12 protein-coding genes are annotated in these 13374 nt (G+C 67.8%); 5 read left to right on the top strand and 7 right to left on the bottom strand.

Annotation, left to right across the window (positions count from 1 at the left end):
- On the bottom strand, positions 1 to 1211 hold a 1211-nt coding region (locus WBF82_RS21210), incomplete at its 3' end, for a UvrD-helicase domain-containing protein (protein ID WP_424384897.1).
- Positions 1208 to 4339, bottom strand: a complete 3132-nt coding sequence (locus WBF82_RS21205; RefSeq protein ID WP_424384896.1) for a PD-(D/E)XK nuclease family protein — start codon at positions 4337 to 4339, stop codon at positions 1208 to 1210. The genes WBF82_RS21210 and WBF82_RS21205, both read right to left, overlap by 4 nt.
- A gap of 116 nt (positions 4340 to 4455) precedes the next feature.
- Between WBF82_RS21205 and WBF82_RS21200 the strand changes: the two genes are divergently transcribed.
- Positions 4456 to 5235 carry an alpha/beta fold hydrolase gene (locus tag WBF82_RS21200; protein ID WP_424384895.1) on the top strand — a complete coding sequence of 260 codons (780 nt, stop codon included), beginning with the start codon at positions 4456 to 4458 and terminating at the stop codon, positions 5233 to 5235.
- Positions 5236 to 5237: 2 nt separating this feature from the next.
- The gene (locus WBF82_RS21195; protein WP_424384894.1) at positions 5238 to 5534 is read left to right on the top strand and encodes an MGMT family protein; all 297 of its coding nucleotides are present in this window, start codon (positions 5238 to 5240) and stop codon (positions 5532 to 5534) included.
- On the opposite strand, the gene WBF82_RS21190 is transcribed toward WBF82_RS21195, so the two are convergent.
- The 3 genes from WBF82_RS21190 to WBF82_RS21180 form a co-directional block, all read right to left on the bottom strand.
- Positions 5531 to 6388 (bottom strand): TIGR02569 family protein, encoded by an 858-nt coding sequence (locus WBF82_RS21190; protein WP_424384893.1) that lies wholly within the window; start codon positions 6386 to 6388, stop codon positions 5531 to 5533. The genes WBF82_RS21195 and WBF82_RS21190 overlap by 4 nt on opposite strands.
- 67 nt (positions 6389 to 6455) lie before the next feature.
- Positions 6456 to 7643, bottom strand: a complete 1188-nt coding sequence (gene moeZ / locus WBF82_RS21185) for an adenylyltransferase/sulfurtransferase MoeZ (RefSeq protein ID WP_424384892.1) — start codon at positions 7641 to 7643, stop codon at positions 6456 to 6458.
- Between the two features lie 100 nt (positions 7644 to 7743).
- Entirely contained in the window at positions 7744 to 8772 is a 1029-nt protein-coding gene (locus WBF82_RS21180) for a DUF3152 domain-containing protein (RefSeq protein ID WP_424384891.1), read from the bottom strand.
- 193 nt (positions 8773 to 8965) lie between these two features.
- Between WBF82_RS21180 and WBF82_RS21175 the strand changes: the two genes are divergently transcribed.
- Complete coding sequence (locus WBF82_RS21175; protein WP_424384898.1) at positions 8966 to 9652, top strand: TetR/AcrR family transcriptional regulator; 687 nt, start codon at positions 8966 to 8968, stop codon at positions 9650 to 9652.
- Here the strand turns inward: WBF82_RS21175 and WBF82_RS21170 are convergent.
- On the bottom strand, positions 9639 to 9887 hold the full coding sequence (locus WBF82_RS21170; protein ID WP_424078728.1) for a DUF3107 domain-containing protein: 249 nt from the start codon (positions 9885 to 9887) through the stop codon (positions 9639 to 9641). The two genes, WBF82_RS21175 and WBF82_RS21170, sit on opposite strands and share 14 nt — an antisense overlap.
- Positions 9888 to 10142: 255 nt before the next feature.
- On the opposite strand from WBF82_RS21170, the gene WBF82_RS21165 reads away from it, so the two are divergent.
- On the top strand, positions 10143 to 10799 hold the full coding sequence (locus tag WBF82_RS21165; protein WP_424384890.1) for an MmpS family transport accessory protein: 657 nt from the start codon (positions 10143 to 10145) through the stop codon (positions 10797 to 10799).
- On the opposite strand, the gene WBF82_RS21160 is transcribed toward WBF82_RS21165, so the two are convergent.
- Positions 10796 to 11491: a ferritin-like fold-containing protein gene (locus WBF82_RS21160; protein WP_424384889.1), complete on the bottom strand. Its 696-nt coding sequence runs from the start codon at positions 11489 to 11491 to the stop codon at positions 10796 to 10798. The two genes, WBF82_RS21165 and WBF82_RS21160, sit on opposite strands and share 4 nt — an antisense overlap.
- 270 nt (positions 11492 to 11761) lie before the next feature.
- Between WBF82_RS21160 and WBF82_RS21155 the strand changes: the two genes are divergently transcribed.
- A complete protein-coding gene (locus tag WBF82_RS21155; RefSeq protein ID WP_424384888.1) occupies positions 11762 to 13306 on the top strand; it encodes a DEAD/DEAH box helicase in 1545 nt (514 codons plus the stop codon).
- Positions 13307 to 13374 lie beyond the last annotated feature (68 nt).

Here is a 13374-nt window from a genome sequence, read left to right as displayed (position 1 = left end):
GTGCCGGGTGCGGCGTCGGGGCGAGAGCGAAGCGCGCGCACCGCCACCGATCGTCGCCGCGCGTCCGCCGACACGGCGTTGGCCACGTGCAGCGCCCGCGGCGGGTTGCGCCAGCTGGTGCGCAGCTCGAGCACCGGCGCCGGGCTGCCGTCGGGTCGCGGGAAGTCGGTGGTGAACCGGGGCAGGTTGGTCGCCGAGGCGCCCCGCCACCCATAGATCGACTGGATCGGGTCGCCGACCGCGGTCAACGCCAAGTCATCGTCGAGTCCCCCGCCGAACAGCGACGACAACAGGATTCGCTGGGCGTATCCGGTGTCTTGGTATTCGTCGAGCAGCACGACCCGGTAGCGACCGCGCAGTTGCTCACCGATCTGCGGGACGGACGCCGCCAGCCGCGCGGCGTAGGCCATCTGCATGCCGAAGTCCATCACCTTGTCGGCCCGCATCCGCCGGTGCAGCGCATCGATGAGCGGCACCAGCTCGGCGCGCTCGGCCTGGGTGGCCAGCAGCCGCAGCAGCCACTGGCTGGGCCCGCGATCCCGTTGGTAGCGGCCCGCAGGCAGGGTGTGCACCAACCGTTCGAGCTCGACGTGGGTATCGCGCAGCTGATCGGTGTCGACCAGGTGTTCGGCGAGTTGACCCGACAGCCGCAGCACCGTCGAGGTGACCGCGGCCGGACTCTTGTCGGTGGATAGGTCCCCGGGATATCCGTTGACGACATCGAACGCTAGCTGCCACAGTTCGGTCTCGCTGAGCAGCCGGGTGTCGGGCTCGACGGGCTGCACGCGGCCGCCCGCGTCCGGGGACAGCAGGCCGTATTCGCGCAGCAGCTGGCCGGCGAAGGCGTGGTAGGTGCTGACAACCGGCGTGCCCGCGGGCTCACCCGGTGGCGGGCCCGGCTGGCTGCCGATCGTCAACCCGGTGCCGCCCAGCCGAGCCAGCCTTGACCGGACCCGTCGTAGCAACTGCCCGGCGGCTTTGCGGGTGAAGGTCAGGCCCAGCACCTGGCCGGGCTCGGCGTAACCGTTGGCGACCAACCACACCACCCGCGCCGCCATTGTCTCGGTTTTCCCGGCACCGGCCCCTGCGATGACCACCAGTGGTCCGGGCGGCGAAGCGATAACTGCCGCCTGCTCGGCCGTCGGCTCGAAAAGGCCTAAGGCACATGCCAATTCGGCAGGGCTGTAGCGGGCTGCAACTGATGTCGTCATATCGCTCCCTCGGCGCCCACGTGGGCGGGGCAGCTCGGCCGCAGTGGGCAGTGCGCGCAGCCGTCGTTGATCCGGGCGATGAACTGCGGCCCGGCCGTCGCCTCGGCCGCCTCTTGGACGAGGTTGCGCCACTCGACGCGCGAATCGGGGGTCAACGGGTCCTGCTCGCGCTCGGTCGCGCCGCCCGGCCCGGTCCTGCCCGGGTAGACCAGTCGCGCGCCGCCCGGCTCGTCGCTGTGGGCCACCAGACCCTCGGCCACCGCCAGCTGGTAGGCCGCCAGCTGGGCATGCCGTTGCGCGTCGTCCTTGCTGACTGGTGTCTTGCCGGTCTTGACGTCGACGATGACCAACCGGCCGGCCGCGTCGCGTTCGATCCGATCGACCCGGCCACGCAGCCGCACGCTGGCGTTACCACTGCCGTCGAGCACCCCGTCGACGTCGACCTCGACGCCCACCTCGGTCAGCTCGCTACGGGTCTGGCTCCGCCATGCTAGGAACGCCTGAATCATCGCGCGATGCCGGGCCAGCTCATTGTCTGAATACCAACGGGATTCGAATGGCAGATGCTGCCAGGCCCGCTCCAGGGCGGCCAGCAGCTGCGACTCGCTGCCTACCGGTTCGGCGATCAGCGCGTGCAGCACCGAACCGATCGTGGAGCGCAGGTCGCGGGCGTCGGTTCCGCCGTGGCGTTCGGCCAGCCAGCGCAGCGGACAATCGCTCAGCGTCTGCAGGCTCGACGGAGTCAGCGTCACCACGTGGTCATCCCCACTCCACAATGGTTCGGTGCTGCTCAGCGGCGTCATGCCGTACCACCCGGCCGGGTCGGCACCCGGAACGCCTGCTGCGGCCAACCGCGCCAATTGCGTTGCCGCGCAAGCACGCACCGTTTCACTCACCGCCCCCCGCGGCGCGCACACCACCCCGCGCAGCCGGCCCACCACCGCGGCCGTTGACAGCACACGCGGCGCCGTAAGCGGCTGAAGTACGGGGCTGCCGGTGTCCCATTGCGCGATCTCGGCGAAGAACGGCGACGGCAAGGCCGCCTCACCGCCGTCGCTTGCGTCTCCGGCCTCCCCGTCGATGGCCGTCACCAGTAGCCGGTTTCGCGCCCGGCCCATCGCCGCCACCAGCAGCCGCCGTTCTTCGGCCAGCAGCGGTGCCCGCATCGAGGTGTTCTCGGCGACACCGTCCAGGACGTCCAATAGCCGCTGGGTGCCGAGCACGCCGCCACGCGGAATCGTGTTGGGCCACAACCCTTCCTGAAGGCCGGCGATGACCACCAGGTCCCACTCGTGGCCCAGTGCGGCGTGGGCGCTGAGCACGGTGACCTGCTCAGCCGCGGCGGTGGATTCGGCACCGGCCGCGGGCACTCGCTGTGTGCTCAGGTGGTCGATCAGGCCGGGCAGCGAAGCGCCGGCTGTGTGCGACAGATATTGGTCAGTAGCGTCGAACAGCGCCGTCACCGCGTCGAGGTCTCGGCCGGCCTGGACGCCGGAAGATCCGCTGCGTTGGCTCGCCGCCAGCAAGCGTCGTTGTAGGCCGGAGCGATGCCACGCCGCCCAGAGGATGTAGCGCGGGTCTTCGCCGCGCCGGTGACAGCGCGTAGCGGCTTCCAGCACCGCGCGGACCCGTCGCAGTGGGCGGGCCTGGGTTGGTGTCAGCCGCGAGAATTTCCCCTCATTGAGGGCGTCCACCACCAGGTCGGCGAATTCTCTTGGCGGCCTGTCTATTTCGTTGCGGCGCAGCGCACGTCGCAGCTGGCGCAGCGAAACCGGGTCGACCCGCCCGATCGGCCCGGTCAGCAGCGTCAGCGCTCGCTCGCCGTCCAGCTTGTCAGCGGCGGCGGCCAGCACTGTCAACAGCGCGTGTGCAGCCGGCTGCTCAGCCAGCGATCCCGAGACCGTCGGCGCGGCGACTGGAACACCGGCTCGGGCCAACGCGTGCGACAACCCTGCGGCTGCGCGCGGAACCGACCGGACGATGACGGCCATCTGCGACCAGGGCACCCCGTCGACGAGGTGCGCGCGCCGCAAGGAATCGGCGATCAGCGCCGCCTCCGCGCCCGCTGACGCGGCCAGTCGCACCGACACTGACCCGGAATCGTCTCCGGTGCCCTCGATTTCGCAGCCACTGGCCAGTCGGCCGGCGATGCTTGAGATGGCCCGCGCCACTGCCGGGGCGCAACGGTGTGAAGTCGTCAGCGTCACCGACGGCGTCTCGTCGCCCAGCAAGGCCGCCGGCTCGGCGCCACGGAAGCCGAATACCGCCTGAGCGGGATCACCGGCGAGCAGCGTCAACTCAGCGCCGGCGGCCAGCACCCGCACCAGCAGCGCCGCTTGCGGGTCGAGTTGCTGCGCATCGTCAACCAGCAGAACGCCGATCCGGGCGCGTTCGGCGGCCAGCAACTCCGGGTCGACCGCGAACGCCTCGAGAGCGGCTCCAACCAGCTCGGCGGCCCCGACTGCCGGCGTCGTTGCCTGCGGGGCAGCCGTCCCGACGGCGGCGCGCAACAGCATCACTTGCTCGTAGCGGTGCGCGAACTGGCCTGCCGCCGCCCATTCCGGACGTCCGCACAGCCGGCCCAGCCGCTGCAGCTGCGCAGGTTCCACACCGCGTTCGGCGCAACGGGTTAGCAGCTCACGAAGTTCGGCCGCGAACCCCGCTGTACCCAGCGCGGCCCGCAACTCGGCCGGCCACGCCGTCGTCGCATCGGGGCCATCCTCGATCTCGCCGGCGAGCAACTCGCCGATGATCGCGTCTTGTTCAGCCGAGGTGACCAATCGAGGTGGTGGACCGCCGGCGCGCTGTGCCGCCAGCCGCAGCACCGCGAACGCATAGCTGTGCACGCTGCGCACCAGCGGTTCCCGGATCACCGCCGGGGCGCGATCGCCCGCCCGCTGCGAGCGCAACAAGGTCGTCGTCAACGCACTTCGAGCGCGCACGCCGATCCGGCCCGAACCCGTTAGCAACAGCACCGATTCCGGATCGGCACCAGCGGCGATGCGCGCCGCCGCTGCCTCGATCAACAGGCGGCTCTTACCGGTTCCCGGGCCGCCCAGCACTCGCACCACGCCGCGCAGACCGGGATCCAGCACGGCGCGCGCCTCGGGGCCCCAGCGGTAAGACATAGCGGCATGACACCACGAGGGTCCGACAAGTCAGCCGGCCGGCGACGATGCGGGCCGCGCGGCGGCCCGCTGAGGAACCGGCCAAACGGCACCGCCGGCTCTGGCACCATCTACGCGTGACCCGACTGCACGTGCACCGCTACGGCCCGTCCGGTCCCGCGCGACTGCTGGCAATTCACGGGCTGACCGGCCACGGGAAACGCTGGCAGCCGCTGGCGACTCAACACCTGACCGAGATCGCCGTTGCGGCACCCGATTTGATTGGGCACGGCAGGTCGTCGTGGGCGGCACCATGGACCCTCGATGCCAACGTCGCCGCGCTGGCCGCGCTCCTTGAGCACCACGCTGACGGCCCGGTGGTAGTGGTCGCGCATTCGTTCGGCAGCGCGGTTGCGCTGCACCTGGCCGCTGCATATCCCGACCGGGTGGCCGCCCTGGTGCTGTTGGATCCGGCGATCGGTTTGGACGGGGCGTGGATGCGTGAGATCGCAGACGCCATGCTGGCCTCGCCTGACTACCCCGACGTCGCGGAAGCCCGAGCTGAGAAGGCCGCCGGCTCCTGGGCAGACGTGGACCCGGCCGTGCTGGACGCCGAAGTCGAGGATCACCTCGTCGCGCTGCCCGGCGGGCGATACGGTTGGCGAGTGTGCATGCCCGCGATGATGTCCTATTGGAGTGAATTGGCCCGCGAAATAGTATTGCCGCCCAACGGAATTAGCACAACGCTCGTGCGGGCCGCGCGCACGTCGCCGCCGTACGTCACCGACGAGCTGATCGCCGGCCTGCACGACCGATTGGGCGGCGGGTTTCAGTTCATCGAGTTCGACTGCAATCACATGGTGGCGGAGTCCAGGCCGGCCGAGGTCGCCGCGTTGATCCGAGAGCGGATGCGCTGATCGTGGCGCAAGTGACCGACGAGCAGGTCGAGCGGGTGCGTGGGCTGGTTGCGTCGATACCGGCAGGCCGAGTCGCTACCTACGGTGACATTGCCGCTGCCGCAAAGCTTTCCAGTCCGCGCATTGTCGGGTGGATCATGCGCACCGACTCCTCGGACCTGCCCTGGCATCGGGTGATAACGGCGTCCGGCCGACCCGCGCGTCATCTGACCACCCGGCAGCTGGAACTGCTTCGGGCTGAGGGAGTTCTGGCCGTCGACGGCAGGGTCGCGCTGGACGAGGTCCGTCACAAGTTCTAGAGGATCAGACGCACCAGGGCGGCGGTGCGGGCCAGACCCGGGAAGGCAGCCGCCGTCGAGCGCGGATGCAGCGCATGGACTGCGAGGCGAAACATCAACGCGCGCAACAACATCTGCGGCCATTCCGGCAAGGCGTTCCAGCGTTCGATGAGCCCTTCGTCGGCCTCGCCCCAGGACAACGCGTCGACGACGACGACGCCCGCCGCCCACGACGCCGGCCGCCAGTACGGCGTGATGTCGGTGATCCCAGGCGCGGCAGCGCCGGCGAACAGCACGGTGCCGTAGAGATCGCCGTCTACCAGCTGGTTAGGGCTTTTGGTTGGCCGCCGCAGCCCAGCAAGTTGGGTGATCAGTTCGACCGACCGCTGCCCGTCCGCGTTTGGTGAGGCCGCCCGCGCCGTGGCCGGAATCGACTGCAGCGGCCGTTCTTCCCATGCGGCGCGGTCTGCGGCGATGAAGACGTCGACATCGGCCCAGGGCGCCGCCGTGGGCCCCTGGGTGAGAAATCGGGGACGTTCCAGCTTGCCGGTGGCCTCGTGCAGCCGCACCGCCGCCGATACCACTTCGTCGTGCCGGGGCTCGGGTTGACCGGCCACAAAAGTGTCGGCTCGCCAGCCGGAAACCACGTAGCGCCCATCGGTCGACCGGACCGGCCGAGCTAACCGCACGCCGTCGACGAACAGCGTCTCCCGCACTCGCGCGGACCAGGCCGCCCGGGCGTTGTCGGCAACCATCGAGAGGACCACTTCGCCGCACCGCCAGCCACCTTCCCAGCTGGCGCCCAGCGGTATGGGCCGTACACCGCTCAAACCGAACGCCGCCAACACGTGCTCGGGCGGCGGCTCGGTAGTCACGCAATTAGCCTAATCGGGGCCAGCGAACTGTCGGGACTAGACACGTTGAGGCGACGACGGCCAAATTTCAGTACATCACCATGTCGGGCTGCATCTGTTTGGCCCACGCCACGATCCCGCCCTGCAGGTGTACCGCGTCGGCAAACCCAGCTTTCTTCAGGACGGACAGGGCCTCGGCTGAGCGCACACCTGTTTTGCAATACAGCACGGGCATCCGGTCTAGCGGCAGCTTGGCCAGCCCTTCGCCGGAATTGATCGACGACATCGGGATCAGCTGGGCGCCGTCGATGTGGTTGATGTCCCACTCCACCGGCTCACGCACGTCGATGAGGGCCACCTTTTTGTCGGAATCCAGCAGCTCCTTCAGCTCGCGCGGGGTGATCGTGGAGCCGGCGGCCGCCTGCGCAGTCTCGTCGGACGCCACTCCGCAGAACTGCTCGTAGTCGACGAGCTCGGTGATCTTCGGCGCGGATGGATCCTTGCGGACTGTGATGGTCCGATAACTCATCTCCAACGCGTCATACACCATCAACCGGCCTAGCAGCGGCTCGCCGATTCCGGTGATCAGCTTGATCGCCTCGGTGCCCATCACCGACGCGATCGATGCGCACAGGATGCCCAGCACACCGCCCTCGGCGCAGGACGGCACCATGCCCGGCGGGGGTGCTTCGGGGTACAAGTCGCGATAGTTGAGGCCGCGCCCATCGGGGGCATCGTCCCAAAACACCGAGACCTGGCCTTCGAACCGATAGATCGAGCCCCATACATAGGGCTTATGCGTCAGCACCGCAGCATCGTTGACCAGATACCTGGTGGCGAAGTTGTCGGTGCCGTCGAGGATCAGGTCGTATTGCTCGAAGAGGTTGACAGCGTTGTGCCGTTCCAGCCGTTCCTCGTGCAGGCGAACTTCGACCAGCGGGTTGAGCTCCGCGATCGAGTCGCGGGCGGACTGTGCTTTGGATCGGCCGACATCGGACACGCCGTGGATGATCTGGCGTTGCAAATTGGATTCGTCAACGACGTCGAAGTCGACGATCCCGATCGTGCCAACGCCCGCCGCCGCCAGGTAAAGCAGTGCCGGTGCGCCAAGCCCGCCGGCGCCGATCACCAGCACCCGGGCGTTCTTCAGCCGCTTCTGCCCGTCGACACCGAAGTCCGGAATGATCAGATGACGGCTGTAGCGGGCGACCTCGTCGCGGGTCAGCTCGGCAGCCGGCTCGACCAACGGTGGCAGCGACTTGTGTGGTCCAGACAACGAAATCTCCAACTTCGCGCAAGGCTGTTGTCTCTTTTCATCACAGCAGTTACCGCGGCCAACGGCAAACGGCTGGCAACGCGTCCCGCCTGGAGTGCGATCAGGCGATCGGGTAGGGCCAGGGATTGAACCGGCAGGTCTTGCCGTCGGCCTTGACCCATTCCGGGTCAAACTTCGAGGCGTCGTTGTTGGCGGTGGAGAAGGTCTGCTGCATCATGATCGGCGCCAAACCGCCCTGCTGATCGCAGGGCTCATGGCGCAGATACCCGATGGCGTGGCCGGCCTCGTGGTTGATCACATACTGCCGGTACGAACCGACGTCGCCCTCAAAGGGCACCGCGCCGCGCACCCACCGCGCCTCGTTGATGAAGGCTCGCGGTTCTCCAGCTGCGTAGGACGGGTTGTAGCACGACGTCTCCAACGGAAATTCGTAGCCGCAGCCGTCCCGAACCGTCATCGGGGAGGTCAGCGAGATCCGGAAGTCCGGCTTGCTTCTGTCAGCGCCGTCGATCCTGAGGAACGCGAACTGCGCGTTGTGAGTCCAGCTCTTGGGGTTGGCCAAGGTCTGGTCGACCATCGCCGCGAACGCGTCGTCGCCGCCGAACGCGGTGGGGTCGAGTCCGTTTTCGACTTCGACGGTGTACTTGAAGACTTTGGCCGTGCCCTGGCCGATCTGGGGTGTACCACCAGCGACGATGTGCCAGGTCTTGTTGCCGCCTTCGGTGAATGGACCGCCGTTGGGCAGCATCCCGGTGGGCAGGTTGGCGTCGAACTGAGTCAGGCCGCGCGGCGGTGCGTCGATGATCGACGTTCCCACCGCCCCGATCTTCGGCGGACCCTGGATGGGATCCCCCGATGCCGGCGCAGGCACGCTGGTCCCCGTCACAGTCTGGTAGATCACCACCGCGGTGACGGCCATCAGCACCGGCAGCGCGTAGGCGCGCCAGCCGTACGTCGACACAAAGCGTCCCAGCAAGCTCTGCTTGCGCCACCGGCTGCTATCCCGATTCGCCCGGGGCCGCCCCGAACCCCATTCCAGTGGGTCCCGCTGGGCGCGCAGCGGTTCTCGCCAGTCGTCGCGGAGAACCGGTACCCGGGTCCCTCCACGTCGATCCGGGTCGTAGGTCATTTCCTCAGGATGGCACAACCGCCGTTAGCTGGGACTCTAGGCGCGCCCGCGGGCGACGGTGCGACGCTGATCTGGCGACATTCGGGGCACGGATGACGGCCGCTAAAGCCAGTGGGTAGTAGTGTCGTTGCGATTAGCCGCGCATCGCTACACCGGCGCTGGGACAGTTCAGGACGACCAGATTGAGGACTTGATGAGCGATCTCGCCAACGCCGCCGGAGGGGGTGCGGTCAAGCTGGGCGGCAGCAATCGGCAAGCGAAGACGTCCAGCACCCCCACTCGGCGCGGCAACCGGCTGCCCCGTGACGAGCGCCGCGGCCAATTGCTCATCGCGGCCAGCGAGATTTTTGTCGACCGTGGCTATCACGCCGCCGGCATGGACGAGATAGCCGAGCGCGCCGGAGTCAGCAAACCTGTTCTCTACCAACACTTTTCAAGTAAGCTCGAGTTGTACCTGGCTGTCTTGGCTCGACACGTCGAGAATCTGGTGTCTGGCGTGCGGCAGGCGCTGCGCACCACGACCGACAACCGCCAACGGCTGCGTTCAGCGGTGCAGGCATTTTTCGACTTCATCGAACACGACGGGCAGGGCTACCGGCTGATCTTCGATAACGACTACGTCACCGAGCCTCAGGTCGCCGCGCAAGTAAGGGTGGCCACCGAAGCCTGCGCCGATGCGGTTTTCGACCTGATCAGCGCCGATTCCGCGTTGGACCCGCACCGCGCCCGGATGATCGCGGTGGCCCTGGTCGCCCTTAGCGTCGACTGCGCCCGGTACTGGTTGGACACCGATCGGCCGATTTCGAAAGACGACGCCGTGGACGGCACCGTGCAGTTCGCTTGGGGCGGACTGTCACACGTGCCGCTCACCCGTTCCTAGCCGCGCTGCTGCCCAGTCCGAAACCGACCCGGCGAGCGTCCGCGACGCCGATTTCGACGTAGGCGATCTTGGCGGCGTGAACCAGGAAGCGACGGCCCTTCTCGTCGGTCAGGCTCAGCAGGTTGGACTCCTTGCCAAGCGCGCTGGCGACGAGTTCTTCGACTTCGTTTTGCGTTTGCGCACTGCTGAATACCAACTCGCGCGGGCTGTCCGTGATACCGATCTTGACCTCCACGTCGGCCCCTTCCCGTTCTCTCCCGGTGATCATTGGAAATCGTTCTGCAAGCAGGCTAGTGCGCCGTGCGACGACGATGCGCGCCCGGGCGCGAAAAGAAGCGGCGGTCGAACCATGCCCGGTGCTGAAAGCCGGTCGGCACCAAGCATTCCCTGTGCGCTTGGACTCGGCGCCGTTGGCAAATCGTGACCTGACACGCCCACACGTCACGTCACTTGGCCTGCCCGCATCGATAACATCTGCAACATCAGCACCATGAATTACTTGGATAGCGATATCCAGGACTACCCAGATGACATCACCGCCGACGACTACTACGCCGACGGCGATGAGTTCGCGCCCATGGATCAGCGCTGGCGCCCGATCGCGGCGATCGCCGGCATCGTCTTCGTGCTCGCGCTGATCGCCACGGTCGTGATCGTGAACGGCGGCGACAGCACCTCGACGTCGGCGACCGTGGTGCCGCCGTCGCGCAGCGTGACCACACCACGGCTGAGCGCTCCGCCGCTCGCTCCCGAAACCGTGACCACCGTGGCACCGCCGCCGAAAACACCCAGCCCATCACCCACCGCGAGTCCCACCAACACGCCGACCGCGATCCCGCCGCAGGCGGCTGCGCCGTCCGTGCCGCCGGATGTGGCCGCCCGCACCTTCGTCTACCGGGTGACCGGGACCAAAGGACTGCTCGACCTGGTCACCGTCGTCTACACCGACGCTCAGGGAGCTCCCCAGACCGACTTCAATGTGTCGCTGCCGTGGTCGCGAACAGTGGTGATGAACCCGGGTGCGCAGATCAGGTCCGTCGTCGCGACGAGTCTGACCGGTCATCTCAACTGCTCGATCGCCGACGGCGCGGGTCAGCCCGTGGCGATGTCGACCAGTAACGCGATGATCGCGACCTGCAGCCGTTAGGCCAGACCCAGTTCACGCATTCGGTCGTCGTGCGTGCGCTGAAGCCGGTCGAAGATCTCGGACAGCTGCGTCAGGCCGTCGGTCCTCGACACCACCAGGTCGACCAACTCATCATGCTCGGCCAGCACGTACTGGGCCTGCGTGATCGCTTCGCCGAGCAGCCGTCGTGACCACAGCGCCAGCCGGCTGCGCTGTCTGGCGCTCTTGGTCACCGCGGCCCGCACCTCGGCGACGACGAACTGGGAGTGTCCGGTCTCCGACATCGTCGCGCGTACGACGTCGGCGGCCTCGTCGGGCAACGTGTCGGCAATCTGCAGGTAGAAATCGGCGGCCAGGGAATCACCGACATAGGTCTTGACGAGCGCCTCCAGCCAGGTGCTGGGCGTGGTCAGTCGGTGGTAGCCGTCGAGCGCGGAAGCGTATCTGGAGATCGCCGAGACGACATCGACACCCCGGCGTTCCAGCGCGTCGTGCAACAGCTCGTAATGACCCATCTCGGCTGCGGCCATGCTGGCCATCGAAATTCGCCCGCGCAGATCTGGCGCCATCCGGGCTTCTTCGGTCAGCCGGTAGAAGGCCGCGACCTCGCCGTAGGCCAATACCGCGAACAATTCGTTGACGCCGGGATGATCCGCCGACACCCGTGCCGGGGGCGGATCGGGCAGCTGGTCTGCGCCCGAAAGCGAAGTCATGGCAACAGCCTATGTGTGTTGGTGGCGACCCGCTGCGCCCGGCTTCCCACCGCAATCCCGGGCCCCGGCAGCCCACAAGCTATGATCTATGCAGGTATTGGCAGTAGATCCTTGCCGCCGCTACCGGCGAAATGAGCGTGCACGCAGTTGGCCCCGCCTAGTGAGCGCAGGGCCCGCGAATCGGCAACGTATTCGACAGTCAACTGGTGCGCGCGTGACCGCAACGATTGACCAACCGAATACGACACCGAAAGGCATCGCGTCTCACGCATGACCCCACTCATCACACCCACTCGAACCACATCCGAATCCACCTTTGCCGAGATCGGCGTCCGCGCGGAAATAGTGCAGGCACTGACCGAGGACGGCATAGAGCATCCCTTTGCCATCCAAGAGCTAACGCTGCCGCTCGCACTCGCCGGCGACGACCTGATCGGCCAGGCCCGCACCGGAATGGGCAAAACCCTGGCATTCGGGGTGCCGCTGCTGCAGCGGATCAGCACCTCCGGCGCCCAACGCCCGCTCAACGGCATCCCGCGGGCGCTGATCGTGGTGCCCACCCGCGAGCTGTGCCTGCAGGTCTCCGGTGACTTGGCCACCGCCGCCAAGCACCTGATCACTGACGACGAGCGACGGCTGTCGGTGGTGTCCATCTATGGCGGCCGGCCCTACGAGCCGCAGGTCGAGGCGCTGCGCGCCGGCGCCGACGTGGTGGTGGGTACCCCCGGCCGGCTGCTCGACCTGGCCCAGCAGGGCCACCTGCAGCTGGGCGGCCTGTCGGTGCTGGTGCTCGACGAGGCGGACGAAATGCTCGACCTCGGCTTCTTGCCCGATATCGAACGGATTTTGCGCCAGATCCCCGACGAGCGGCAGTCGATGCTGTTCTCGGCGACGATGCCGGATCCGATCATCACGCTGGCCCGCACGTTCATGAACCAGCCCACTCACATTCGGGCCGAGGCGCCGCATTCTTCGGCGGTGCACGACCTCACCAAGCAGTACGTTTATCGCGCCCACGCGTTGGACAAGGTCGAGCTGGTCAGCAGGGTGCTGCAGGTCCGTGGACGCGGTGCCACGATGATCTTCACCCGGACCAAGCGCACCGCCCAGAAGGTCGCCGACGACCTTGCCGAACGCGGTTTCGCCGTCGGCGCCGTGCACGGCGACTTGGGCCAAATCGCCCGGGAGAAAGCGCTCAAAGCGTTCCGCAGCGGCGGGATCGACGTCCTGGTCGCCACCGACGTGGCGGCCCGCGGAATCGACGTCGACGACGTCACCCACGTCATCAACTATCAGATCCCCGAGGACGAACAGGCCTACGTTCACCGGATTGGCCGCACCGGCCGCGCGGGCAAAACCGGGGTCGCGGTCACGTTGGTCGACTGGGACGAGCTGGCCCGCTGGACAATGATCGATAAGGCGCTCGGTCTGGGCTGCCCGGATCCGGCCGAAACCTACTCCAGCTCACCGCACTTGTACACCGAGCTCGACATTCCGACCGAGGCCCGCGGCACGGTCGGATCGCCGCGTAAATCGCAGGCCAAACGCACCGGCTCGGGCGCCCGGGGCAGCGACCAATCCGAGTCGCGGCCGCGCAAGAGCAGCCGCCAGCGGCAGCGCACCCGGGGAGGCAAGTCGGCGACAGGCCACCCGGCAACCGGGGCTGCCGCCGGTGCCACCAACGGCGAGGCGGGGACCTCAGCGGCTCCCGCCGCCGCCACCGCGACAGCGAACTCCGGCGACGGCGCACACAGCGCACGGCGCCGCCGCCGGCGCCCCCGCAAGTCGGCGGGCGTGGCCGCGAATGCCAACTGAACCGGTGTCGCCCGACGCCTGATGGTCAAACCGGAACGCCGCACCAAGGCCGACATATTGGCCGCGGC

Origin of the sequence: Mycobacterium sp., from assembly GCF_049673265.1 — a bacterium.
In the GTDB taxonomy this organism is placed as follows: Bacteria; Actinomycetota; Actinomycetes; order Mycobacteriales; family Mycobacteriaceae; genus Mycobacterium.
Note: the sequence above shows the minus strand (reverse complement) of the source record. Positions and strands in the feature narration are given on the sequence as shown.